The 24,588-nt window shown below is 67.6% G+C and carries 15 protein-coding genes; 2 read left to right on the top strand and 13 right to left on the bottom strand.

Annotated elements, in window-relative coordinates; translation table 11 throughout:
* Positions 1 to 4: 4 nt before the first annotated feature.
* The 5 genes from HDA44_RS22265 to HDA44_RS22285 form a co-directional block, all read right to left on the bottom strand.
* Complete coding sequence (locus tag HDA44_RS22265) at positions 5 to 667, bottom strand: zf-HC2 domain-containing protein (RefSeq protein ID WP_184837417.1); 663 nt, start codon at positions 665 to 667, stop codon at positions 5 to 7.
* Complete coding sequence (locus HDA44_RS22270) at positions 664 to 1,173, bottom strand: sigma-70 family RNA polymerase sigma factor (protein ID WP_184837419.1); 510 nt, start codon at positions 1,171 to 1,173, stop codon at positions 664 to 666. The genes HDA44_RS22265 and HDA44_RS22270 overlap by 4 nt, the downstream gene beginning before the upstream one ends.
* Before the next feature lie 39 nt (positions 1,174 to 1,212).
* Positions 1,213 to 1,614: a DoxX family membrane protein gene (locus HDA44_RS22275; protein ID WP_184837421.1), complete on the bottom strand. Its 402-nt coding sequence runs from the start codon at positions 1,612 to 1,614 to the stop codon at positions 1,213 to 1,215.
* Positions 1,615 to 1,681: 67 nt separating this feature from the next.
* Complete coding sequence (locus HDA44_RS22280; protein WP_184837423.1) at positions 1,682 to 2,509, bottom strand: hypothetical protein; 828 nt, start codon at positions 2,507 to 2,509, stop codon at positions 1,682 to 1,684.
* 106 nt (positions 2,510 to 2,615) lie between these two features.
* Complete coding sequence (locus tag HDA44_RS22285) at positions 2,616 to 3,035, bottom strand: MarR family winged helix-turn-helix transcriptional regulator (RefSeq protein ID WP_184837425.1); 420 nt, start codon at positions 3,033 to 3,035, stop codon at positions 2,616 to 2,618.
* Between the two features lie 52 nt (positions 3,036 to 3,087).
* On the opposite strand from HDA44_RS22285, the gene HDA44_RS22290 reads away from it, so the two are divergent.
* Positions 3,088 to 3,681, top strand: coding sequence for a TIGR03086 family metal-binding protein (locus HDA44_RS22290; protein WP_184837427.1), 594 nt, complete (start codon positions 3,088 to 3,090; stop codon positions 3,679 to 3,681).
* Positions 3,682 to 3,735: 54 nt separating this feature from the next.
* Here the strand turns inward: HDA44_RS22290 and HDA44_RS22295 are convergent, their stop codons facing one another.
* The 3 genes from HDA44_RS22295 to HDA44_RS22305 are packed head-to-tail and all read right to left on the bottom strand — an operon-like array spanning position 3,736 to position 16,655.
* The gene (locus tag HDA44_RS22295) at positions 3,736 to 15,957 is read right to left on the bottom strand and encodes a hypothetical protein (RefSeq protein ID WP_184837429.1); all 12,222 of its coding nucleotides are present in this window, start codon (positions 15,955 to 15,957) and stop codon (positions 3,736 to 3,738) included.
* A 1-nt stretch (position 15,958) separates the two neighbouring features.
* Positions 15,959 to 16,339 (bottom strand): hypothetical protein, encoded by a 381-nt coding sequence (locus tag HDA44_RS22300; protein WP_184837431.1) that lies wholly within the window; start codon positions 16,337 to 16,339, stop codon positions 15,959 to 15,961.
* The gene (locus HDA44_RS22305) at positions 16,332 to 16,655 is read right to left on the bottom strand and encodes a YbaB/EbfC family nucleoid-associated protein (RefSeq protein WP_184837433.1); all 324 of its coding nucleotides are present in this window, start codon (positions 16,653 to 16,655) and stop codon (positions 16,332 to 16,334) included. The genes HDA44_RS22300 and HDA44_RS22305 overlap by 8 nt, the downstream gene beginning before the upstream one ends.
* A gap of 108 nt (positions 16,656 to 16,763) precedes the next feature.
* On the opposite strand from HDA44_RS22305, the gene mycP reads away from it, so the two are divergent.
* Positions 16,764 to 17,948, top strand: a complete 1,185-nt coding sequence (gene mycP, locus HDA44_RS22310; RefSeq protein WP_337906252.1) for a type VII secretion-associated serine protease mycosin — start codon at positions 16,764 to 16,766, stop codon at positions 17,946 to 17,948.
* A 43-nt stretch (positions 17,949 to 17,991) separates the two neighbouring features.
* On the opposite strand, the gene HDA44_RS22315 is transcribed toward mycP, so the two are convergent.
* The 5 genes from HDA44_RS22315 to eccCa all read right to left on the bottom strand — a co-directional run bounded on the left by HDA44_RS22315 (position 17,992) and on the right by eccCa (position 24,581).
* Positions 17,992 to 18,291 carry a WXG100 family type VII secretion target gene (locus HDA44_RS22315; protein ID WP_184837437.1) on the bottom strand — a complete coding sequence of 100 codons (300 nt, stop codon included), beginning with the start codon at positions 18,289 to 18,291 and terminating at the stop codon, positions 17,992 to 17,994.
* Positions 18,292 to 18,304: 13 nt separating this feature from the next.
* Complete coding sequence (locus HDA44_RS22320) at positions 18,305 to 18,631, bottom strand: WXG100 family type VII secretion target (protein ID WP_184837439.1); 327 nt, start codon at positions 18,629 to 18,631, stop codon at positions 18,305 to 18,307.
* A gap of 118 nt (positions 18,632 to 18,749) precedes the next feature.
* Positions 18,750 to 20,204, bottom strand: a complete 1,455-nt coding sequence (locus tag HDA44_RS22325) for a hypothetical protein (protein ID WP_184837441.1) — start codon at positions 20,202 to 20,204, stop codon at positions 18,750 to 18,752.
* 9 nt (positions 20,205 to 20,213) lie between these two features.
* Positions 20,214 to 20,702, bottom strand: coding sequence for a hypothetical protein (locus HDA44_RS22330; RefSeq protein WP_184837443.1), 489 nt, complete (start codon positions 20,700 to 20,702; stop codon positions 20,214 to 20,216).
* 30 nt (positions 20,703 to 20,732) lie between these two features.
* Positions 20,733 to 24,581 carry a type VII secretion protein EccCa gene (gene eccCa, locus HDA44_RS22335; RefSeq protein WP_184837445.1) on the bottom strand — a complete coding sequence of 1,283 codons (3,849 nt, stop codon included), beginning with the start codon at positions 24,579 to 24,581 and terminating at the stop codon, positions 20,733 to 20,735.
* Positions 24,582 to 24,588 lie beyond the last annotated feature (7 nt).

Raw genomic sequence — 24,588 nt, forward strand, 5'->3', positions numbered from 1 at the left:
ACAATCAGAAATGCACCGCGAGCAGCACCCGTCCGGTCTCCGAGCTGCGAATGTCCAAGGCCCGGATCTCGTCGCGCCGCAGCTTGGTGGTGGCGGCCGGCTTCACCGTCGTACCCGGCGCGGACGTCCAGCTCGCGATCAGCTGGGCCTTGCCCGAGGTGTCCGTGACGTACAACTCGTACCCGCGGGACCGTTCGTTCGGCGTCGCGACTTCGCTGTACCCGCAGCTGACCTCGATCGTCGTACCCCATCGCTCCGGCACCAGGCGCGCGTCCGCGGTCAGCTTGGAGTTCACGGTCGACGCGAGTACTACATAGTCGCCCTTGGGCTGATCGCGGGTAAGGGGGATCGCGACGATCACCCCGATCGCGGCGGCCGTGACCGCGACGCCCGTCATCAGCGCGCTCAGCCGGATCCGCCGCTTCCGCCGGTCGCGCTGCACGCTGCGGGTCAGCCCAGGCAGCAGGTTCGGCGGGTCGGTGGTGATCGTCGCCAGTGCACGCTCGGCCGGCAGCGCGGCCAGCGCCCCTGGTACGCCGGCCAACGACGCGACCTCCGCGGAGCATTCCGTACAGCCATGCAGATGTTCCTCGTACGCGCGCCGGTCCGTTGCCGACAACGCGCCGAGCAGGTACGCCGCGTCCCACTCGCGGTACGGGTCACTCACTGGCTGGTCACCCCCTTCTCCTGCAGCGCCAGCTTCAAGGCGCGAAGACCGTAGTGCAACCGGGACTTCACGGTGCCGGAAGGGATGTCCAGTTCTTCGGCGATGTCGGTGACGGTACGGCGGCCGTAGTACGCGCGGACGATCACTTGCCGGTGCTCCTCGGACAGTTGCGCGAGTGATTCCGCGACCAGCCAAGCGTCCAGTACGGCGTTGGCGTGATCGGCGCTCGGGTTCTCCGGGAGGTCGTCGCTGGCGACCTCCCGGCTGACGCGGGCGCTGCGCCGGTCGTCGATGACCAGGTTGCGGGCGACCGTGTACAGCCAGGCGCGGGCGCCGGCCTCGTCCTCGGTGAGGATGTGCGGCCGCCGCCAGGCCCGGAGCAACGTCTCCTGGACGACGTCCTCGGCCAGCCGGTCGTCGCCGGTGAGCCGGACCACGAAACGCCAGAGCGCGGGCGCGTGCACGTCGTGCAGCTCACGCAGCATCGCCGCCCGGTCATCGGCCATCGGCGCTCCTGCTCGGTGGGACTGCGGCTCGGACATCGGTCACTTCGCGGCGGGTACCGGCTGCGCTGCTGTCCGCTGCACCGACCAGGCACCACTGCCCAGGAAAGCGATCAGCAGGAAGGCGAAGCAGAACATCGCCGCGAGTTCGCCACCATTCTGCACGGGCAGCAAAGCGCTGGTCTGGTGCACGGTGAAGTACGCGTAGGCCATCGATCCGGAGCAGAGCAGCGCGGCGTACCGGGTGCCGAACCCGAGCATCACCAACGCGCCGCCGATCGTCTGGATGAGTGCCGCCCACCAGGACGGCCAGACCAGCAGGCCGAGCCGCTCGGTGCCGAGGACGCCGAACAGCGCGGCCGCGCCGTGGGTGGCGAACAGGAATCCGACGACGATCCGGAACGCTCCGGTCACTTCATGCTGAAAACGCTCGAGCACCTGCACAGGGCCTCACTCCTCGCGGTGGGTTTGGTCTTGTGCCCGGTTCAAACGATTGAACGCTCTACTTGGTTCAACTGTGCGTGATGTGAAGATCACATTCCGGATCGATTGTTTTCTGGCGGCCGAGTTGGTAACCGCGGGTCGCGATGACCAGGCCGGCGCCCCAGGCGACGTACGCGGGGACTGCCACCCAGAAGAAGCTGTCCGGCAGGCCGACGTCGGCGTACACGGGATCGCCCTGGACGGCGGCGGTGATCATCTGGACCAGGCCGACCCCGAAGTACGCGGTGATGCCGACACCCAGGGCGTACCCCGGCAGGAGCAGCATCCAGCGCGGGAAATGTTTGCCGAGCGGATGCACCAGCAGGAACGGCAACAGCGTCCCGACCAGGAGGAATCCGCCTTCGAACAGGATCAGCGAGAGGTTGCTTCCGTACGGGGTGTGCCCGAAGCCGACCACTGCCTGCGCGCCGATCCTGATCAGGCAGCCGGCGACCGCGAGGGATGCGCCCGCGACCGGAACCCAAGCCGGCCAGGGTTTCGCGGCGGGCTGAGCTTTGCGGGCGATCAGGGCGAGCAGAACGGCACCGGCGACCGCGGCCAGGCGGCTCAGCATGCCGAGTGGGTCGAACGGGATGCCCAGGCCGGGAAGGACCGCGGCGACAAGGTCGAGCAGGAGGAACGCGGCGGCGGCGATCCAGGCGGCGGCCAAGATCCACAGCAGGCGCGGGCGGATCTTCAGCATGGCCAGGGCGGTGAGCAGGCAGCCTGCAACCGATACCCAGTTGGGGACCAGCAAGTCGTGACCGGGGAGTTTCCAGGTGGGGGCGTGGCCGGTCGCAAACCAGCTGCGGACGGCGCCGTATGCCATTGCCCAACCGATGACCGCGCGTTTCATGCGGCCAGTCTGTTCGGGCGTGCCGCTGGGTGGATCACCCTACGGAGGGATCCGGCTCCATCGTCAGCGTGAACCGGCGCGGGGGGGCACCCTGGGCGTGCGGATCTCAGGAAGCGTTGCGGATCTCGAGGAGGAGGCGGATGAAGGTTTTGCGGTCGGCCGGGGAGAGCGCGGTCAGCACGCTCTCCTCGCGGGACTGGATGTCCTTGCGGACGGCACGCCGGACCCGGCGGCCCTGCGCGGTGATCGACAGCAGCCGGACCCGGCGGTCGTCAGGATCCGGCGTGCGATCGATCAGACCGGCCCGCTGCAACTCGTCGAGCGTGCCAATGATGCGGGACTTGTCCGCGCCGATCGCCTGCGCCAGCGCGGCCTGGGTACGGACCGGGGTGTCGTCGAGCGTACTGAGCACCGAGTAGCCCCACATCGACACCTCGTGCGCCGCGAGCACGGGCAGTTCGAGCGCGATCAGTTCCCGCACCAGCGGGTACAGCATCGCCGCCAGATCCGGACGCTCGGTTGCCATGTCCGGAAAGGTAGCACTGGCGCAATCATAGGCGCATGCATATGATGTGCGCATGCCTACTATTGACTACGTACCGCTCGACGCCGAAGCCGTCCGCACCAGCATCGAGCTGGTCGGCGCGGTGACCGCGGACGACCTGGCCCGGCCGACGCCGTGCCGGGCCTGGACCCTCTACGGCCTGCTCGCCCACATGGCCACCCAGCACTACGGTTTCGCCGCCGCCTCCCGTGGCGAGTCCGACCCGGCGGTCTGGAAGCTCGTCGACCTCGGCGACGACCCGGCCAAGGCGTACATCGCGTCCGCCGAGCACGTGCTGGACGCCTTCGGTCAGGACGGGGTCGCGGAGCGGTCGTTCCCCCTGCCCGAGTTCGGTCCGGGGCTGTCGTTCCCCGGATCGCAGGCGATCAGCTTCCACTTCATCGACTACGTGGTGCACAGCTGGGACGTGGCGAAGTCACTCGGCGTGCCGGTCTCGTTCTCCCCCGAGGTACTCGCGGCCGCCCGGGGCGTGACCGATGCGATTCCGACCGGCGAGATCCGCCAGGCACCGGGTACGCCGTTCGCCGCCGATGTCCCGTGGTCCGGCGACGACGTACTGGACGGCATCGTCGCGCACCTGGGCCGCAACCCGGACTGGAAGGCCTGACTCAGCTTGCTCCGCCTTGGTCCGACCACCTGGTGCGTACTGGGTGGCCGGGTCTCAGCTGGGGCCGGACGGGTCGGCCGGGACGTAACTGCCCGCGGTGTGGGTGTTGCTCTCGGCAACCGTTCGGCCCGGTGTTGACGGCCGGCCCAGCAGGGCGTCGTACTCGTGCCGGAACATGGTCAGGTACGCCGTACCGGTCACCGTCCCGTCGTCGGTCCGATCGACCCGCGCGCTGCCGTCCCGATCGATCCGCCGGCGCTCGTACCCGAGGTGATAGGTGACACCAGCCCGCACCGTAACGATCTCCGCGGTCTCGAACACCGAAGTCTCGTTGCGGTTTCCGGTTGTGTCAGTGACCTTCTCACCAGCCTGCTCACCGCTCGACGCGCCGACCTGCGCGCCAACCGCCGGCGCCGCGCCACCACCGGACCGCGCGGCAGGCAGCGTCCGATTGCTCTTCGTCGTGAGTTGGGTGATCCGCTGCTGCCGATCGATCTGACCGAGCTGCGCGGTCCCGTCCGCGACCAGCTGCAGGCTGGTCAGCTCAGCCCGAACCCGTACGGCGATCATCCGCGCCGTACGACCAGGCACCGGCAACTGCACCATCGTGTGCCCTTCCGGCGAAGCGATGCGTTCGAACGCGGCGAGCCGGGCCGCCGCGGACAGCATGTTCTCCAGCGCGACCCGATGCTGCGCGACACCGGCCGCGGCGAGCAGGTCGGACTGCATCAACCGGTTGGCGACTGTTTCGAACAGTTCGTCCGCGGTTGTTCCTTCGACAACAGTCCCGCTCGGCAGCGGTACGCGCCCGGTGTGCACGGTCTGCGACGGTTGCGCATTGATCACCGACGCCGGTACGAGCTGCGTCATCCGGCCGGTCAGCGTACGCGCCTCGACGCCGTCGATCTCCACGCTCAGGTGGAAGGCGCGGGAGACCCGTTTCGTCTTGCTCCACAGCGATCTGGTCATTCTGGTGTTCTGTTCGGTGCTCGACGCGGTGGTCGCCGTACCGAGATCGGTGCCGAGGCCGGTGGTGGCCGATGCGCCTTGTGTCATCGCCGCGCCGGCCTGACCGCTGTACGTCGTACTGCCCGTGACGCTGCGACCGGTTTCGTGGTAGTCGTAGTTTTGGATGATGTTGAGGACGTTCTCCTTGCCACCCTCGTCCGGTACGCCGTCGATCGTCACTGGGCCGTCGTACCTGAATTTGAACCGGATTGTCCGCTGCTGCTTGCCGCCGGTCGGGTAGTACGCGGCGAACCCGTTGGCGCTCAGCATGTCGTCAAGGTGACCGTGCCAGCGCAGCCCAGCCAGATCACCACGCAAGGCAGCTGACAGAACTGGGTCATCCAGCGCCGACTGTCCGAGCGCTCCGTCGACCTCTACGAACAGGTCCGCCTCGTTGCCGTCGGCATCGAACAACAAGCTCTCGTCGACGACGGCCGCGCCCATGGAGTTTGTGTAGTGCTCTGGCAAGGTCACCTCGGTTCCTGTCGCCGCAATCAGGTCCGCTGCGGGTAGGACCTGGTCAAGCGTTGGGTACGCGACCTCGTCCAGTCCGGTCAGTCCTCGTAGCTTGGCCGCCAACTGTTGCTGGAGGTTGGCTGATGTGTCGTTGGCTGATGTCTTGTTGGTGTAGCGGCGGAACAGGGCGACGACGGTTTGGCGATCCAGGTCCAGTTCACCCGCGAGTACACGGTTGACGGCATCAGCCAGCTTGGTCGCGGGCAGGTCGAGTTCACCCCGGCCGTACAACCTGAGTGCGTTGCGCTCCGGGATGGTCAGCATGATCGCGCCGGTGCTCAGCTGAACCGCCCGCGGCGCGGCGCCGATCGCCTGCAGCTCGGCTTCCAGGACCAGGTCACCCCAGAACTGGTACTGCTGACCGTCCCGAATCCCGAGCCGCTCGATCCCGCCGATCTGGGTCTCGGTCGCGCCAACCGATCGGTTTCCAGACCGGCTGCCGCCGAGCGATCCGCCCGCCGAGTCGCCGTCCACACCGACCGCGCCGAGGCTGCCTGCGAAACCCGCCGTGTTTCCGGTCGAGGAGCCGATCGAGATGCCCGAGCTCTGCAGGGTCAGGTTGATCTCGCCGTTCACCGGACGGCCGGCACCGACGTACTGGAGGTTCTCCAGCGCCGACCTGATCGTCAGACTGGCCTGTCCGGTCGTCACACCGTGCTGCAGCTGGGCCTGCGCCGGGTTGGACGGCGCCGGACTGATCATCAGGTTGGTCCGGTACGGCGCCGTCAGCAGCTCCGGGCGCGCCGCCAGGTTGCGCGGGTTCAAGAACGCGCTCAGGTGATGCAGCGCCGAGCTGTCAGCACGGGCGAGCTCCGGAAGTACGGCGGTCAGGCGCCTTACCGGATCACCGGCGTCCACCGCCTGAAACGTTGCCGCCTGCAACAAGAATGGATTGGCTCGCCCAGCAATAGAAGGCATTGGCGCGCCTGGGCTGCAGAACTCACGGTCGATGGAGAGTCGGGCGGCGCCTTCTACTTCGGCGATCGGGGCTGAGTCGCCGGTGGTGGTGACCTCGGTGACGACGAGCGTGTGCGGTACTTCGAAGACCGCGACCTCGCCGGTGCTCTCGGTCAGCGAGACCCGGTTGACGGTGCTGCCGGTCGACCAGCTGATCGAACGACCACGCGACGACCGGCCATAGCTCGGTCCCCCATCAGGCGTCGCGCCGGCCTGACCAACCGCCGGTTTGTTGCCGAATCCAACCATCGCCGACCACGGCAAACTCCGCGACCATCCACCCGAGCGGCTCGTGGTGTTCGTACCGATATCGAGGTTGACCACGGTCTCGCCCGTACTCACCCCCAGCAGCCGCGCGTCGCCGGTATGCGGCCGCAGCACAATCCGGTACGTGTGCTGCTCCGGCGGCAGTCCCGCCCGATGCAGATCCAGCCGGAACAAGATCCCTTCCTGCGCCGCCGGGTCGTACCCGGTCTCCAGTCGATGCCGAGCCAGTTGCTGCCCCACCCGCTCAAGATTCGCCAACTGCGCGGCCGTGGGCGCTTGCCCCGGCGCCGGGACGAGACCTTGCGCGGCGAGGTGGGTCAGAACCTTCTGCAGGGTCTCATCGGCACCCGTGAACTCCTGAACCAGCGCCGGCCCGGCCCCACGGATCTGATGGCGAGTCGGCTGCATCCAGAGCGGCAAGGCGATCGGCTCGGTCGTCGGCTGCGGATCGCCCCGGAGCAACAACCGGCCGTCGACGCCGTACCGTGGCCGGCCGTCGGGATCGAGGACAAGGGCATCCGCCGGCACCGGCAGTCCGTACCGGAATGCGTCGTTCTCCGGCATCCGCAGGATCGCGTCGCCGGCGGTCGTCAAGGTGAAGCCGGCTTTTCCACCGAGCGGCTGGACAGTCAGCCGATGCTCAAGCCGGAGCTTCACTCCCAGCGTCGGCTGCATCCGCTGCACGCTGGGGTGAATCGCCGTATCGCCGGTGCCGATCGTGACCTCCTGCCCGGTACTGCGACCCGCTTTCGCGCTCGGCCCGGCATCCCAGCTGGACGTACCGAGATCGGTCAGCGCGGTCCCGGCGTAGCTCACCGACCCCGCGACCGACGTCCCGGCCGAGAAGGTCTGGCCGCCGGACGTACCCGAGAATCCGACCCGAAGCCGCTCGACCTTGTGATCGCTCGAACTGTCGCTGAGCAGCGTCGCGCGATCCCACACCGCCACGGTTTCCAACCGCGCGTACGCGACCGGCCGCCCGCCGTTCGTGATGACCCGCGTCAACCCACCAGGGCGGGTCGTCTCGACCAGCCGACCGGGTCCGTCCTCGGTCAGCAGCCCACGCAACTGATCGTGCCCAACCCGATCAAGCGACCCAAGTCGTTGCCTCAGGCCCGCAATCGCCCGATCGGCGAGGTCGCTCAGCCCGTCGACCCGCGAGGCCACATGTTCAGGCAGCTCGGTACGCCGGCTGTCCCCGAACCTTTCAATCGTCACCGTCTCGTTGGGCGCGCCAACCGTGTACGAATGACTGAAACCGAGATCCAGCGTCGAACCAGCACCACTCACCACCTGAGGCGCCGACCACGCGGCGACGGCCGACGTACGCATTCGCCACGACCAGGCCGGTCGCACCGAACGGAACCGCAGCACCTCACCCTGAATCACCTCAACCGCTCCCGGCAGCCCGTACTCCGTCGCTCCACCGGTCAAACTCCGTCCGGTACTCCGCGCGTACTCGACACTCGGAGCCAAGAGATGCGACATGGCCTTCATCGGGTTCGTCTCCGGAAGCGCCGCCAGCGCCGGGCCCAGGCTGAGCGAACCGTTGTGCCCAAAGGTCGTGGTGGTGGTCGTACCGACGTTGAACCCGCCCTGCACCAGCTGACCGAGCTGCGCCTCCTCAAGGGTCGCCGGAGCATCCAGCACTTCCTGCAGCTCGCCCGGCTGCAGCGTGATCTCGAACTGGATCAGCCGACTGACATCCGCCTGCGGATCATTGCCGACAGTCAGTACGACACCGCCCGGCGCAAGTACACGACGCGTCTCGGCGCGCAGCGTCCGGTGCAGCATCTCCGGTGTGAACCGGTACGCGTTGTGCTGCGCGGCGAGCGCCTCGTTGAGCTGCTCCGTCAGCGCGGTCAGGTGCGGCAGCCGACCGGAGACAGTTGCGGTCTGCAATACGTCCTTGGACGGCAGGGAAGCTGCAAGACGCTGTTGGTACCGGTCCTCCTCGTGTCGGGCACTCTGCAGTGTCGCCTGGCTCGGCTGCGCGCGGAACGCGTCCCACGCGGCGCGGGCGTGCTCTGCCTGGCGCGCGGCCGCCGTACACGCCGCAGCGATCGCCTGGTGGCGCTTGGCCTTCGCCGTGTCATCCGTCGCCGCCGCACTGGCCAGCCGAGCAGCGGCCCGGTCCATCAGACCGGTCTGCTGCTGGTGCAGTGCAGTGGCGTGCAGTCCGGCGTACGTGGTCCAGTCGAGCGGGACACCCTCTTGCTGGATCAGCCGCGCGGGTACGGCACGTGCCTGGTCGGCCGTGAGGGCACGGTGGAAACTCACCCGAGCTGCCAGGGCGCGTGCATCCGCAGAGCTCCAGATTGGCGTACGGCGTCGTTCCGCAGTGCCGATGAGATCCGCAGCGATGTCTACGATCCGGCGGCCAGTACTGGTGTGTGCACGGACTTGCTCCAGCGACAGCGGGCCGTAGCGGTCGTTGGTGGTCTGCTGGATCTTGGCGGCGATCAGCGCGGCGTTCTCCGCGTTGACACTCGGTAGGTGGTGGCGGCCTGCCCAGGTCAGGTCGGTGAGGTTGCGGCCGTTCAGCGGGTCGTGGTGCAGGACGGAGGCACTGACCGGACGGTTCTCCGGTCCACCCAGGCGCACATGTGGGTCGAGCCCGACCTTGTGCGCAGCGTCCGCGTAGTCGGATAGCGCGCTGGAGATCGCGACGTACACCTCGGTCAGCTCGTGCAGCTCAGTAGGTAGGCCCTGGTCGAACCGATTCAGTAGGCGTCGGCGCTGCTCGTCCAGACCGGTCAGGCGCGTCAGCAGGCGGCTGAGCTCGGAGGACGGCTGTAGGTCCAGATCGCGCCGTTCGGACTCGATGAAGCGGCCCAGGTCGGTGGTCGGCTCCGGGCGGTTGCGCGGTGCCTTGCCGTCGATCACGTCACCGACGCGGTTGACCTGGTGTACGGCGTCGGTGGTTGCCGATCGCTCCCGGTCGAGCTCGGTCGCGGCGCGCTGCTCCGCACTGCGGTCGCGTACGTCAAGGTCCGCTTTGACACGCATCCGGCGGCGCAGGTACTTGGCGTAGTAGCTGACCGGCTGGAACGCACCCGCGACCGCGGCCAGGTCCAGGTAGATCGGGTCCAGGTGGAAGCTGTGCACCATCCAGGCGGCGACCCCCACGCCGGTACCGCCGATGGCTGCTGCACCGACCGCGTACCAGCGCCGATTGGTGGTCGCTTCGCGGTCTGGGTGGACTACTGGTGACCAGGGTGGGACTGGTGGGATCTGCAGCTCTGTCTGGGGTGCGGTTGGGTTTGTCAGCAGGTGGTCGAGTTGGTCGAGTACCGGGTCGGCGATCGCCGCGGAGCGGGTCTGCACCTCCATCCGAAGCAATTCGAGCCAGTTGTGTACGCGGCGATCGAACGCGTGGCGGTTCGCTTCGGCGTGGAAGGCTTCTACTACTCCGGACACTGCACCGATCGCACCTAGGCGAGTCATTGCTTCGAGTACGGTCGCGGTGGCGGCGGCCAGTTGTTGCTGGACGTACACGCTGGCTGTGCGGTTCGCGAGAGGTACTACGCCGAGCAGCAGCTCGCGGATCGCGAAGAGTGGTTTGGCGGGGATGACGCCGCGGCCGGTGTGGTCTGTTGGTGCGTCGAAGTTCCAGGTCGGAAGGTGGATGCGATCGCCGGTGAGGTCGTTGCTCAGGGCGTTCAGTCTGGTGAGTACGTCGGAGGCCCGGCGCAACTCACCGACTAGCTGCCGCCAGCTGCGCCACTGGTAGTCGCGGACACGCCGCTCGTCGTCGAGCGTCGCCTGGTGCTGGGCGAACCGGTAGTGCGCGTAGCCGACGACCGCTGCAGCTATCCCGATGGTGGCGCCAACAGCCAGAGGCGGAACAACCAGCGCCATCGGCAGCGCGGCTCCGGCTAACGGCACCGAACTACGCAACGGATAAGTCCACCAGGATGCAGTCAGAGGAGGCGCCTTCACCTCAGGCACCCCCAGCCCCGCCCGCGGCACCACCGCACTGGAGGTGGGAGTGGTCGCTGTTTGGAGGAGTTGTTGGTAGGCGGTGCGGATGGTGGTGGTGATGGTGGCGTGTTGGGGAGCGCGGGAGTGTTCGTCCAGGTCGCGGCGGTAGTTGCGGCGGTTTGACTTGGTCTGTTCGTCGCGTGACTCGACGTACCGGTTGACTACTGCACGGACCGGCCAGGCGAGAGTTGCACCGGCTAGGACAGCTGCTGCCAGACCGACCTTGCCGTGGTTGGCGAGTACAGCAGCCGACACCACCCCGGACGGCACGGTCTCAGCGAAACCGAGAATCAGCTCCGCGCGCAGGCTGGGCAACGAACTCACACCATTGTCGATCGCCCGGTTGATCCGCTGCACCAGACCCGGCTCCAACTCGGCAACAGCTGCAGCCAGCTCATGCGGGAGAGCAGCCCGCAAGTCACGGTTGTCGATCACCCCCAGCGCCTGAGCCAGCTCAGCAAAGTGCCTGGCCGCCGTACGCCGCTGCCGCCACGAGCCGGCATGCTCCCGCTGATCCACCAACGCCTGAAGCTTCGCAAACACAGCAGCCACCGCGTACTGATCAGCCGGCGCGACCTGCTGAACGAATTCATCCACTCCAAGCGCACCGAGTACCGCAGCCTGATCCGTCCCATGACGCTCAACCAGTTGCCGGAGCAACGGCTGTTCACGAAGCACCTTCTGCTGACTGGCCGACAGCCCGCCACCAACAGCAACCTCCGGTTGCTGTGCAAAGTGCTGAAAAACCCTGTGGACAAAGCGATCCACGGCATCCGGCGGCGTACCATTGACCGCGAGGGCACCGTCTGGGAGGTCAATTGCACGAAGTACGCCAGGATCAGTGATCCGATCCTCCACGTGGTCGACCCGCGGCATGACCTTGTCCGCCAACCACGTGAACGCCAGGTTGCGATGCAGCGCATTTCCAACCCGTCGACGCAGCCCACGCGGCAGCGGCGGCAGGTCGCGGATTGCCGGTGCTGTCGTTGCCCCAGGTGTCGCCACCGCGTTCTCGAACTTGTTCAGGTGCCGCAGCAGTAGCCGCAGCTCCTTTCGTACGTGGTGTGGCGACTCTCCCGCGTCCAGGCTGTCGAGCAGGTATCCGATCTCGGCGCGCCGGCCGGCCCGTACCTGTCCAGCTGGCGATTCGCCGCGGTACGCGGCCAGCACGCCGGCAACCGCGTTCGCGACAGCTCGACCTACAACTTCATCCCGTGCCCGTGGCGACACGGTGATCCGCGCCCAGTCCGTGGCTCCGCTCGTACGTTCCCAACGCACCGGGCCGGCATTCGTGAAATCACCGGACACGTCGAGCAGCGCGGTCACCTGCTCGCCCGAGTCCAGCGTGATCGTCACGCGTTCGGCCTCAACCGTGACGTCCGCCGCCTCACCGCGCGCAGCCGCGACCGCACTGCCGATTCGCGGCGCGGCAGCCTGCGCGGCAGCCCGTACACCCTCGGCATCTGGCGTACGGCGGCCGTCGCCGCGGAACTCACTCCGGTGAATACTCCCCGCCCCACCACGCGGCTGCTCACCATGCACGCGGGGCCGCCGATCCAGCTCGTGCTGCTCAGTGGTTGCTTCCGGGTGCGAAAGAGCGCGGGAGCGGGGTGGATAGTAGGCCGGGTGGAGCGGGCGGTTCTGGCGGATGGCTCCGACCAGGGCGCGGATGATCTTGTACAGCGGTTCCATTTGCTGGTGGTAGCGCGCCTGCTCGAGTGTTTCGTTGCTGATCGCGCCGATCCGGTGCAGCGCGGTGCCGAACTGCGCGGTCAGGAAGGAGTTCCAGGCTTGGCGCAGACGTGACGGTACGCCGCCCTCGGACAACCAGGCGAGGAACTCCTCGTCGCGGACATCGCCCGGTTGGTCCGCGTACAAGCGGTCGATCTGGTTGGCCAGGTCGGGGTCGAGATGCCGGAGTTGCCGGACTACGTCGAGCAGCTCGTACCGTGTCTCCGGACTGAACAGCCGCCAGCCGAAGTGCCCGACTATTTCATGCCAGACCGAGGCGGCGACGTCCGCGGGTGAGACGTGTTCGTTGGCGGCCAGGTACGCGACGCCGATCCCGTTCTCCATCCGAAACCGCGCCTGCCACGGCCCGGTCCGCGACAGACCGTACTGCTGCGTCAGCGTTTCCGCATCCGGCCCAACCACAACCCGTACCCGAATCCCCAACGGCAACCGCATCCGCCGCCAAACCGCCGCAACAGCCACCTCCACCTCCGAGACACTCATCCCCGTTGTGCCGTCGGAATTCGCCAACCTGGACGTCTCGCCGCCCGTACCGTCCTCCCCCGACTTCGCCTGCCCACGCTGGATCTTGAACGGCTTCGCCTGCCCGCGTTGGGTGCCGCCCTCGGGCGGCTTTGCTTGCCTGCGTTGGATCTTGAACGGCTTCGCGGCAGGAGCTTGTGCGGTTCGGCTGTCAGTTGCGGGCGTTCCGAGCTGGGTTCTCGCCCAGGTGATCCAGGCATCGAGGGTGGTCAGCGCGGGATCTTCCGGGCCGGTGATCGCGCGGATGCCATCCACGTCGTACGCGCGGAACCGTCCGTCCGGACTGATCGCGAACTGAAGATCTCCAGGCAGCACCTTGTTCTCGATCGCGAACGTACGCAGTGCTTCCAGGCTCTCGAGCGTCGCCCGCGTCGGCAGGCCGGGCCGGCTCAGCCGCGAGTCCGGATCAGGCGCTTCCTCGTCGAGTACGTCATGACTCGCCGCCGCGAACCGGTCCACGACGATCGCATCACGCCCGAACAAGCTCGTCCGCGCATGAATCGGCGCGATGACGTCGGCACCACCCGGCAGCGTACGCAACTCATTCGTCCGATCCACCTCGGCCGCGAGCGAAACACCCGGATGCGCAACCAGTACCACCTTGTCGTAAAACGCGAACGCCGACTTCGACCGCCCAACCCCAACCCGCACCCCAAGCTGACCCTCGGTAACCTCCACCTCCATCCCAGACACGGCCCCCTCCCGCGGCTTCCGAACCCACTTCCCCCCTTCCCGCACCACCACCCCCTCCACCGACAGCCCTCCACCACCCACCGGCCGCACCACAACCCCAGACCCCGCACCTTCCTCCAACCCCACCCCACGACCACCCCGCTCGGGGCTCACCCCATGACCACCCCGCTCTGAGCCCACGCCACGACCACCCCGCTCAGAGCCCACCTCACGTCCGTCCTGCTCGGGGCTCATCCCACGACCGCCCTGTTGCGAACCCCCATCCGGTTCCTCTGCTCGGGGCGCGGCGTCCTCGTCCGGGCGCTGGTCTTGGTCACCTACTCGGAGCACGACCTCTTGGCCCGTAACGTTCGCCAGCTTCTGCACCAGGGCGACGATCTCGGGGGTGCTCTGGGCGACAACAACCTCCGGGTTACCTGCCCGTACGAGACTTGCGAGCTCGTGCACACCCATCTCACGCCCGTCGAGCACGAACTGGTTGTTGTCAGCAACAGTCACCCGAGCCGGTGCACTCGGCTCACTCAGGCGACCAGGCTTCCCCGGAGGTCGCGGAGGTTCCCCACCACGCCGCAGCCGTGCCAGCTCCAGCCCCGGACGAGCAGGAGCCGACCGAGCACTGTGATCGATCACGTCGTTGGTGGAGTGGCCGGCACCACCGCGCGTACCCGGCCGAGCCACAGCACCCACCCGCGGCCCGGCAACCACCCCACCAATCAGCCCAGCCCCACCCCCGTTCACCGCCGGCAGCACGGGTTGTGTGGAGGGTGTTGCCGCCACCTCCCGGGCCCTTTGCGACATGAGTTGGATGGCAGGTGAGGCGACCACCTCCTCGTCCGCTGACAGCACGGGCCGGGTGGCAGGTGTGGTGTCCAGCTCCTGGGCGGTTGGTGGAGTGGCCTGGGATTGGGTAGCCGGCTGGGTGGCGGTGGCTGGGGTTTGGCTCGGGGTTGTTGGGTCAGCTTGCGCGGAGGGGGTCGGTTGGGCGGCTGGAGTGGCCGGTGTCGTGGGCTGAGTTGTGGCGTCGGTGGGTTGAGTTGTGAGGTCGGCGGTGGGCTGGGGTGTGGGGTTGGCGGGCTGTTGGGTTGTTGGGGTGGTGGTGGGTTGCTGGGCTTCGGTGGGGTTGGTGGTGGGGTCGGTGGGTTGCTGGGCTTCGGGGGGATTGGTCGTGGGTTGGGGACGGCGGAGGGGTTGGAGCTGGTCGGGGCGGGATTGTTGGGTGGATTGGTTGCCGGCGGGTTGAGTCAGGGTTCTGGTGGCCTGGGGTGCGGTGTTGCTGAGAGACGGAGTTGATTGGTTCAGGGCGCCGCCGATGAGGCCTGCCGTCGGCTGGCTGCCGTTCTGAGCAGCGTTCTGGGCAATGCTCTGGGACGAGTTCTCGGACAAAGTTTGGGAAACGTTCTGGTTGGCGTTCTGCGCCGCGTTCTGGGGCGTGTCCAGGGTTGTGCTCTGGGTTGTGGTTTGCGTCGCGGGTGTCTGGACTGGGGTCGGCTGCGGACCGCCGGGGTCGGCGGGTGCGTGGCCGACGATCTTGTGGCCGAGCCATTCGCCGGCCTTTTCGCCCAGGGATTCCAATGGCCCGTGCGCATCACTCGGCGTACTGTTCCGCGCCGCCCCGTGCGCGCCCGCGATCCAGATGTCCTGGATCGACGGATTGTGCCATCCCTCCTGAAACCCCAGCGACGTCAGTGAACTCGCCAACGGCGAAGTGATCGCATTGTTCACGAACGTCTTCGCCAGCTTGGAAACCGTCCCGACCCCAGGCACCTTGGAAAGCCCGATCCCCACGCCGTGCGACAGCGGTACGCCGACAACCGCGCCGACCGCGGTCATCGCCGTCCCGCGCCAATCCCAGTCGTCGGTGGTGACGAAGTTCCCCTTGTCATCGCGTACCGGCTGACCGTGACTGTCCACGACCAGGCGGCGATCCTGTCCGGTCGCCTGCCCCCACAATCCCGCCAGCGCGTACGGAATGACCTCGTCCGCGAGCTCCGCCCCAACCACACCGAGCGCTTTCGGCACCATCTGCTTGCTGAACACGAATTTGCCGGTCTGTTTCGCCGCCTGCGCTGCAAGCTCGGCAATCATCTTGGCCTGCAGTTTCCGCGCCTCCCGATTCACCAGCTTCTTGACCAGCTGCAGGATCAGCCGTTTCACGCCTTCCTGCCCGAGTTTCCGGATCAGCGTTCCCGTGATCGGACCGAGCCCGAACAGGATGGTCGCGACACTGACGATTCCGATGATCAGCAGTTCGCGTTTGGTGCGTACGATCGTGTCGCCCATGGTCCGCAGGAACTCGGCCAAATGCGTCGCCCCGTCGGCCAGCGTGGCCGGGCCCGACAAACTGGCATCATGCGCGTACCGCCGCAGGAACGCCTCCAGCGCGACCCCAGCTTCACCGTGGTACGCGGACCCGAACCCACCCGCCGCCACATCGATCTGCCCGGCGAGGGGGCCGCACAAGTACTTGGCGCACGCGTCGTACTGATCGGCCAACGCGTACAGCGCGTCCTCGTCGGCCTGTGGTTCGTACCCGCCTTCGAGGATCGCCTTCAACCATCCCGGCAGCTGGAGCCCCACGCTAGACCGCCTGGTCGGGCGGAAGCGTCGCCCAGCCCTGCGAGGTCTGGGTCAGGCCGAGGTCGGTCGCGCGGACCTGCTGAGCGGCCGCGTCGTCGGTCGCGCGGGCGTTCTCCCCGCAGGACGACATCTGGTCGCCACGCCCGATCAACTGCTCCTCGATGCCCTTGGCGAAGTCGGGAAACGTCTCGGCCTGGCTGTTCGCCCACCCGTCGGTGATCTGCCGGCCGTAGTCGTCACGTCCGGCGGCGGCCTCGATCGCGCCTTTCGTCAGGCCGGCCAGCAACCGCGCGAGGTGCGTACCGGCGTCGGTTCCCGCTGTCCGGCAATCGTCCGACGCCCGCGCGACGCCGAGTTGGTCGACCTCGATCCGTTCAGTCATCGAGGTGCTCCCGGAACGCGTCGTACGCCGTGGCGAGCTTGGCTTCCGCGGCGGCCTGCGCCTGGCCGAGGGTGGTGAGGATGGTCGCGGCGAGTGCTCTTGGGTCTCTCCTCGAGTAGATCCCCTGATCGAGTTCCAGTTCGCGTACGTCGCCGCGGCCGGTGACCGTGATCTTGACCAGGCGATCCGGTGAGACGGCGGTCGCGACCACCTCGTCGAAGGCGCGGTCCAGCGTCTCGGCCGCGGCGGTCACGCGCTCCAGGCCGCTGTCCAGGCCGAGCGCCGCCAGTTCCTTGCCCAGGTCGAGCTTCGACATGTCCACCTCCGGGTTCCAGCGTCGGCGCTCGGCGGGATCATGGTCAGTCCGTGGCCACAAGGGGTCAGAACCCGTGGCACGATCGGGCCCCGCCGTACGGTCCGGATCGTGAAGACAGTCAGAGCAGCAGCCGCGGCCGTCGTCCTCGGGGCACTGGCCGCCACCGCGACACCCGCGACCGCGACGCCGCCGGCCGGCCAGTGCCAGAACGCCGAAGGCGGCGGGCCGACGGTCAGCAAGATGCCCTGGGCAACCACTTGGCTGGCGCCGGAACGCGCCTGGCCGGTCAGCACCGGCAGCGGCGTGACGGTCGCGGTGATCGACTCCGGCGTCGACGCGGACCATCCGCAACTCCGTGGCGCGGTCCTGCCCGGCAAGGATGTACTCACGCCCGGCGACAAACGCGCCGACTTCGACTGCGTCTCACATGGCACGGCGGTGGCGAGCATCATCGCGGCCCGTCCGCTCAACGGGGTCGGCTTCCGTGGCGTCGCACCGGGCGCACGCATCCTGCCGATCCGCGTCAGCGAACGGGACGCGAATGAGCAGCAAGGTGCGGCCGTCGACGCGACCGTGTTCGCGGGCGCCATCCGGTACGCGGCTGACGCGGGCGCCACAGTCATCAACATCTCGTTGTCGCTGTACGTGGACCAGAAGCCCGTCCGCGACGCCGTCCGGTATGCCCAACGGCACGATGCACTGATCGTCGCCGCGGCCGGCAACGCCCACAACCAGCAAGGACCGGACCCGGTCACGTACCCAGCGGCGTACCCGGGTGTGCTTGGGGTCGGCGCGATGACGATCGACGGCAGCCGCCTGTCGAACTCGCAGGTCGGAGCGTACGTCGACATCTCCGCACCTGGCGGGGGCGTACTGGCCGCAACCCGCGTCAACGGTCACCGGTACTACGACGGCACTAGCTTCGCTACTGGCTTCGTCAGCGGTACGGCGGCCCTGGTACGCGCTGCTGACCCACATCTCCCGGCAGCCGAGGTAGCGAAGCGCCTGATGGCTACTGCGACACCAGCGCCTGGCCCGTCCGACCAGTACGGCGCCGGCGTGGTCAACCCGTATCGGGCAGTGCGGGACGTACTCAGTACGTCGAAACCCGCCGCTCTTCCACCTGTAGCTCCGCCGAAGTCCGATCCGGCAGCAGACCGTACTGCTGCCTGGAACCACGCTGGACTCGCCGGACGCCGGATCGCCTTGCTAGCAGGGGTGTCAGCGCTTCTGGTACTGCTTGCTGCTGCTGTCATTCCACTAGGCCGACGCCGCGGTTGGCGCGTCAACTGAAAGCGCGCCCGGCCCTCCACTCGGGGCCGGGCGCTTCGTGTGTTCAGGCTTGGATGGTGATAGCTGCGGAGTGGTCGGTGCTGCGCATCTGCAGCATCGAGTCCTCGACGGTACTACCGCGCTTACTGAGCAACAGGTTCAGCTCACCGGCCGCCTGTGCCCACAGCTGCTGTACCTGCTGTACCTGCGGAGCCGCCTCCTCGCTCTGCCAAGCGGCCAACAGCGCCTGGATCGCGCTCTCGAACTGGGTCTTCAGCTCGGTCGCCTCCTTGCTGGCCCCGGCCATGTCGACCGCTGCCTGTGCCATAGCGGCGTACGGATAGTTGATGTGATCTCCGGGCATCGTTTGTCCTTTCTCAGAGCACGGTGATGTCGAGTACGGGGTTGGTGCTGCCTACTCGGGCCAGTGCGGTCTGTGCGTTGTCGTCTGCCGACTGGTACGCGCTCTTCGCGCTGCCGATGCCATCCGCCAGCTGGTGCAGGCGATTGCACAGCTTGGTCATCGCGTCCAGATGGCTGTGGTGCCCGGACCAGAACGCGTTCTTGATCATCCCGTCCATCGGAGCCAGTACGCCCATCGCGTTGTCGAGCCTGCTCATCACGTTCTTCAGGTTGTCGCCGATCGTGGCGGCGTCCTGGGCGGTACGGTGCATTCGCTGGAGTTCGGTCTCCACACCGGCCATGGTGTTTCCTCCTCTGGGGTTGCCGGCGCGTGATCACCGGTCGATGTCACGCTAGGTCTGTGGACGGCGCCGTCCGGGGTGTGTTCCGGTTGCGGCCAGGGAATGGCCAGTTGTGCCGTCAGAGCTTCCACAGCTCGTCGTCAAGCACCTCTTCGGTACGTTGGGTGCGCTTCGCGGCCCTGCGCTTTCGCAGTGGCGGCGCACCGGACGGCGTACGCTGCTCGCCGCTGGTGCGGCCCTGTAGTTCGGACTGGACGCCCTGGCGGCTCAGGCGCTCGGCGGCGGTGGATTCTGTTGGGACAGTGAAGCCCTGGCGGTTCGGGGCGGCGCCGGAGCGGATGTCGGCCCGGGCACCGGCCGCGCCCGCACCGGCCCCGGCGCCGTTCATGGGCGGGTACATCGGGGACGAGCTCTGCTGCGTGCCAGTTGAGCTGGTTGGTTTGCCGGCCAGCGTTGGCTCGGCACCAGCTCCACCTGCTGTTGCTGCTGCTCGCGGCGATGAGGAGTTTCGTTCTGATGCTCCAGGGCTGCCGGTCGGGAGGCCGCCGCCTGTCGCTCCGCCACCGCCTCCGAACGGCACATCGATGTTCGGGAGACCGCCACCACCTGAACCACTTCCGCCTAAGCCGCTTCCGCCGTCAGGTGGAGTGAAACGGGTTGGATCGAACGTGGGCGGTGTGGTTGTGACACCGCCTGCTAGAGCGGGCTGGTCGGACGGGTACCCCTTGGGGAGCAAACCACTCGGGTCCGGAGTGGTGGTCGGGGTGCCACCGCCAGTCAGGTCCTTTGCGTGCTGGGCGAGCGTCAGCCACTTGTCCAGGTTCTCCGGGACCTTGCCGGTCAGGTCGATGCCCTTGCCGATGACGTCGATCGCCTTACCCGCTTCGTCCCACGGGTCCTTCTCATCCTTGGGCGCCGTAGGGTTGGCGGCTGGCTTCTCACCGGGCACCTCACCGGGCGTCGCACCAGGCGCGGCGTTCCCCGGCGCGGCGCCACCACCGCCGTCGGCTTTCGCGCTCGGATCGCCGTTGTGGTCGCCCGGCTGCTCCTGCGTAGGCTTCGGCGTCATCGGCCCGCCGTACTTGGCATGCGGGAAACTGACCCGGTCGAAGGCTTGCTGCATCAGTCCCGACAGCACACCCATCACGTTGGCGGCCCGAGCGCGAATGTCGTCCATGTCCCGCTGCGCCGCATCCCGGTCGGCCTGCTCGCTCGCCGTCGCCTTCCGGGTCTCCGCCTGGGCGTACGGGGGTGCGAGTCCCTCGACGATCTGCCGGGTGGCAACGATCGTGCCGCTGATGTTCGTCAGCTGACTGCCGACCTGCTCGGCAAACATCCGCCACTCGTCCGCGGACTGCCTGCTCTGCGTGACGTTGGTGTTGATGCTGCTGAACACCTCGCTGTCGCGGAACTGCTGCGTGTTGTTCCAGGCGAAGTCGAGGTTCTCCTGGGTGTTCTTGATGGCACCTGCCATCGAGCCCCAGGTCTCGCCCGCGCTCTGCCAGGTACCGGCATCGGTGGCCTGGATCTGGCCGAGCATGTCCGCCATCGAGGTCTTGGTGTAGTCAGCCATCGTCGGCTCCTATGCGGTCGGCTGCGTCGAACCGCCCGAGGTGCCGAACTCCCCGGGCGCCAGGATCCGTACGTGCGGGTCGGGTTTCGGCATCGGCGGGTTGCTCACCGACGGCGGTGCCGGTGGTGGCGCGATCGGCGGCAGGCCGTCGCCGTCGGTCCAGTCCCGGACCCGGACCGGGTTGAGCTCGGTCGCGATGATGTCGCGGGCGTCCCGGTCGTTGACCTCGAACCGCCCGGCCGCGCCCCGATCGGTGGCATCGAACCGGTCCGCCGCGTTCCGGGAGACGGTCCCGAAGGCGTCGATGCCCCGGGCGAGGTCGTGGCCGAACCCGGCCAGCTGCGGCGCCCACTGCTGGAGGAGACCGTTCGGTTTGTCCGAGTCCGGCATCCCGCCATGCAGGTTGAAACCAGGCAGCGCGTCGCAGACCGTGGTGAAGTCGTTCGGTTTCAGCATCGCGGCGAAGTCGCGGAGTTGCTGGGGTGTGACCTGGACCATGGGTGGCTCCTGTCGGATCGAGCAGTCGACTCAGCTGGTGCAGTCGACGAGGTGGACGAGGCTGGTGTCACCGCGGCGGGCAACGAGTTGGGCCCGGCCTGGCGGCAGCTGCTGCGGCCGGGTGGCGCCGAGCAGGGGGCCTTCTGCTTTGTCGCCGCTGAACAGCAGGCCTGGCGTCCCGACATCGCGCAGCCGGGCGATCAGCGGCTCGAAGATCGCCCGTCCGGCACCGCCGCTGCGCCGGACAACCACAATGTGCAGGCCGATGTCGCGGCCGTGCGCGAGGTAGTCGATCAGACCGGCGAGCGGGTTGTTGCTGCCGGCGACCAGGTCGTAGTCGTCAACCAGGACATGGATCCGCGGACCGGTCCATTCGCCCGACAGGCGGCGGTCGAGTACGGGGATGAGGTCCGCGACCATCGCTTCGACGCCACGCGGCTCGGAGAACGTACCCATCAGGTGTTCACCGTCGATGGTGAGTGAGCGCCGGTAGTCGACCAGGATGATCCGCGCCTCGGTCGGGTCGTAGCGGTTTACCAGTGAGCGGGCGATCCAGCGGAGGAAGCTGGTCTTGCCAGACTCGGTGTCACCGAACACCAGGAAGTGCGGGTCGGCGTCGAAATCGACGTGCACCGGGCCTAAGTCACGCTCGGACAGTCCGACAGGCAGTCCAGGCGGTTGGTCCAGCTGTCGTGCCAGTACGGCCGTCAGCTCGGACTCTGCCAGCAGCAACGGGAGTAGGCGTACGCGTGGTGCACCGGACACCGGCCAGGCCGCGGCGAGCTGTGACACCAGGTCGGTGTCTGGTGTGGCTACAACGAAGTGCTGCGCGTTGTCAGTGAGCCCGCGGCCCGGTTGGTCGGCCGGTACGCTCATGGCTGCTCTACGGTCCACCATCGAGTCGGACGGGTCGCCCAGCCGCAGCTCGATCCTCGTACCGAACAGGTCGCGGATGGTGCCGCGCAGGTCGAACCAGCGTGCACAGGTCGCCACCACGTGCACGCCGTACGCCAGGCCGCGGCTGGCGAGGTCGGCCAGGGTCAGCTCGAGCTCCTCGAAGTCGGACCGCAGTACAGACCAGCCATCCACTACCAGGAACACGTCACCCCACGGGTCACCGGCGAACTCACCGGCCGTACGTCGCTCCCGGTACGCGGCCATGCCTTCGACACCATGCTCTGCGAAGAAGCGCTCCCGGTTGCTCAGCAGCTGCTGCACTTCCGCGACAGTCCGGCGTACTGCGCCCACGTCCAGGCGGGAGGCGATGCCGCCGACATGCGGTAGGTCCCGGAGCGCGGCGAGTGAACCACCACCGAAGTCGAGGCAATAGAACTGCACCTCGCGCGGGGTGTGGGTGATTGCGAGTGCAGAGATCAGCGTGCGGATCGCAGTGCTCTTCCCGCTGCGCGGACCACCGACGATGACGACGTGGCCGGCCGCAGCGGACAGGTCTACCAGCAGTGGGTCGCGGCGCTGATCGAGTGGCTTGTCCACTAGTCCGATCGGCACCCGCAGCAGTCCTGGTACGCCAGTAGTAGTGAGTCCACGGTCCGGGTCAACAGTCAGTGGCGGTAGTAGGTCAGTCAGCGGCGGCGGAGTGTCGAGTAGTGGCAGCCAGATCTGGTGAGCCGGTTTGCCCTTGTTCTCCAGGCGATCCACGAGGATGTCGAGCAGCTTCTCACCGACACCGTCCTCCTCCGGTGGTTCCTCGACCTCGGTGACCGGCATCGACACGTACGCGCTCGTGAACGGCGACACATCGTCCGCGTCAGTAGCCGTTGAACTGACAGCCGGTCGGTGTACGCCCGACACGTACGCGGACCGGAATCGCACCAGCGTCTCCGTACCGATCTGGAGGAACCCGTGGCCGGGCGCGCGCGGCAGTTCGTACGCGTCGGGGATGCCGAGTACTACGCGGCTGTCCATCGCCGAGAACGTCCGCAGACCGATCCGGTATGACAGATGGGCATCCAGCCCACGCAGGCGCCCCTCCTCCAGTTTCTGGCTGGCCAGTAGGAGATGTACGCCCAGTGCTCGGCCGACGCGACCGATCTGGACGAACATGTCGATGAAGTCGGGCTTGGCCGACAGGAGCTCGGAGAACTCGTCGCAGATCACCAGGAGCGTCGGTACCTCGGGTAGGTTCGCCCCAGCCGCCCGCGCCATCTCGTACGCTCGCAGGGACTCGTAGTTGCCGGCCCGGCGCAGCAGCTCCTGCCGGCGAATGATCTCGCCCTTGATCGCATCGGACATCCGGTCAACCAGAGTCAACTCGTCGGCGAGGTTGGTGATCACCGCGCTGGTATGCGGCAGCCGGTCCAGCTTTGTGAACGTCGCGCCGCCTTTGAAGTCGACCAGCGCGAAGTTGAGGCTGTCCGAGGAGTGCGTTGCGGCCAGAGCGAGTACGAGCGTACGCAGCAGCTCGCTCTTGCCCGAGCCGGTCGCACCAATCAGCAGACCGTGTGGACCCATGCCGTCCTGTGCGGACTCCTTCAGGTCGAGCTCAACTGGCGTACCGTCCGCTGTGACGCCGAAGCGCACGCGTAGCCGGTCCCGGTTCGGCCGTGGCCCCCAGTGCTTGGCCGGGTCGAAGTCGTACGGGTCACCAAGGCTGAGCAGGTCGGTCAGGCCGAAGGCGGACGCGAAGCTCTCCTCGCCATCAGTTGCAGCAGACAGCCGGAGTGGTGCAAGCAGGCGGGCCAGCGCTTCCGCATCCGCGACAGTGAACGTGTCTGCCGTACCTACTTCTGACTCGCCCTCCATGGTGATGCTGGTCAGTACGCCGTCGTCAGCCACATCGAGCAGTACGGTCGACCTGTCGAGCAACCTGGGCGGCTGGGTGGTCAGGTCGACGACGCTGACGCCTTCTACTCCTCCACCGGACATCAGGTGATCGGACCCGGCTACGTCACCACCATCGACCAGTACGACGATGTGCGGGCCGTCGACTCGGGTAGTGGATGCCGGATCGAATCTAGGCCGCTGAGCAACCAGATCGTCCAGCACGGACTCCAGATCCGGAACACTCTTGCTGATCAGGCGGATCGGTCCGAGTGCGTCGGACTTGTCCGGGTGGTGTGCGTGCGGTAGCCACTTCAGCCACTCCCACTCCGCTCTGGTGTCCGGACCGACCACCGCGGTGATCAGGAGGTCGTCCGGCGAGTGGAACGTGGCTAGCTGCGCTACGAGAGCACGGGCCAAGCTACGAGCCCGGTCCGGTTCACCGTCGAGGTACACATGCGCGAACCCGCGTAGTGCCATTGCCACGGGCAGTCCGGGCACAGCCGAGTACGTCGTGATGAAGCGGCGTAGTGCACCGGCAGACAGCGGCTCCAGCTCTTCCAGCGGGACTGTGTCGGGCGGAGCGACTGGTGTGGCGAGCGGCTGCGCACCCGTACCGACACGGACTATCGCGAAGTCGGCGTCGTTGCGGCGTCGTTCCCAGAGCCGGTAGCTCTCCACCAGAGTCCACAGCTGCGTCGGATCAGGATGCAGGTACGACAACGCCGTACGCTGCTGGCTGACCGCCCGGCGCGCACGGATGCGCTGCTGGGACAGGTGGCGAAGGTAGCTACGCCGGGCACGGGCCATCTCGCGCCGCGGAGCACCCTGGCCGGCGAACGCGACAGCGGCCATGCCCAGTGCGGACAGGCCGAACAGTCCGCCGACGATGTAGCTCATCTTGCCGCCACCGCCGAGGGTCGAGTACATCAACGCCATCGCGGCACCACCCGCGAGCATCGGCACCATCATCACGTACTGCGAGAGCTGCCGGGCCGCGGGTTGTGGCAGCGCCGGCGGCGGATCGAGGGTGACGTCGCCGGTCGGCAAGGCCGGGCCGTCGCGACGCGGCGGTCTGCTGACGATGACTGTCGACATGTCTCCG

The organism is Kribbella solani, assembly GCF_014205295.1.
Taxonomy (GTDB): Bacteria; Actinomycetota; Actinomycetes; order Propionibacteriales; family Kribbellaceae; genus Kribbella; species Kribbella solani.

Excerpts from the sequence above, each read along its gene's own strand:
- HDA44_RS22280 (WP_184837423.1), bottom strand. The coding sequence starts at position 2,509 with ATGAAACGCGCGGTCATCGGTTGGGCAATGGCATACGGCGCCGTCCGC.
- HDA44_RS22300 (WP_184837431.1), bottom strand. The coding sequence starts at position 16,339 with ATGACTGAACGGATCGAGGTCGACCAACTCGGCGTCGCGCGGGCGTCG.
- HDA44_RS22315 (WP_184837437.1), bottom strand. The coding sequence starts at position 18,291 with ATGCCCGGAGATCACATCAACTATCCGTACGCCGCTATGGCACAGGCA.
- HDA44_RS22270 (WP_184837419.1), bottom strand. The coding sequence starts at position 1,173 with ATGGCCGATGACCGGGCGGCGATGCTGCGTGAGCTGCACGACGTGCAC.
- HDA44_RS22305 (WP_184837433.1), bottom strand. The coding sequence starts at position 16,655 with ATGTCGAAGCTCGACCTGGGCAAGGAACTGGCGGCGCTCGGCCTGGAC.
- HDA44_RS22285 (WP_184837425.1), bottom strand. The coding sequence starts at position 3,035 with ATGGCAACCGAGCGTCCGGATCTGGCGGCGATGCTGTACCCGCTGGTG.
- eccCa (WP_184837445.1), bottom strand. The coding sequence starts at position 24,581 with ATGTCGACAGTCATCGTCAGCAGACCGCCGCGTCGCGACGGCCCGGCC.
- HDA44_RS22320 (WP_184837439.1), bottom strand. The coding sequence starts at position 18,631 with ATGGCCGGTGTGGAGACCGAACTCCAGCGAATGCACCGTACCGCCCAG.
- HDA44_RS22330 (WP_184837443.1), bottom strand. The coding sequence starts at position 20,702 with ATGGTCCAGGTCACACCCCAGCAACTCCGCGACTTCGCCGCGATGCTG.
- HDA44_RS22290 (WP_184837427.1), top strand. The coding sequence starts at position 3,088 with ATGCCTACTATTGACTACGTACCGCTCGACGCCGAAGCCGTCCGCACC.
- HDA44_RS22325 (WP_184837441.1), bottom strand. The coding sequence starts at position 20,204 with ATGGCTGACTACACCAAGACCTCGATGGCGGACATGCTCGGCCAGATC.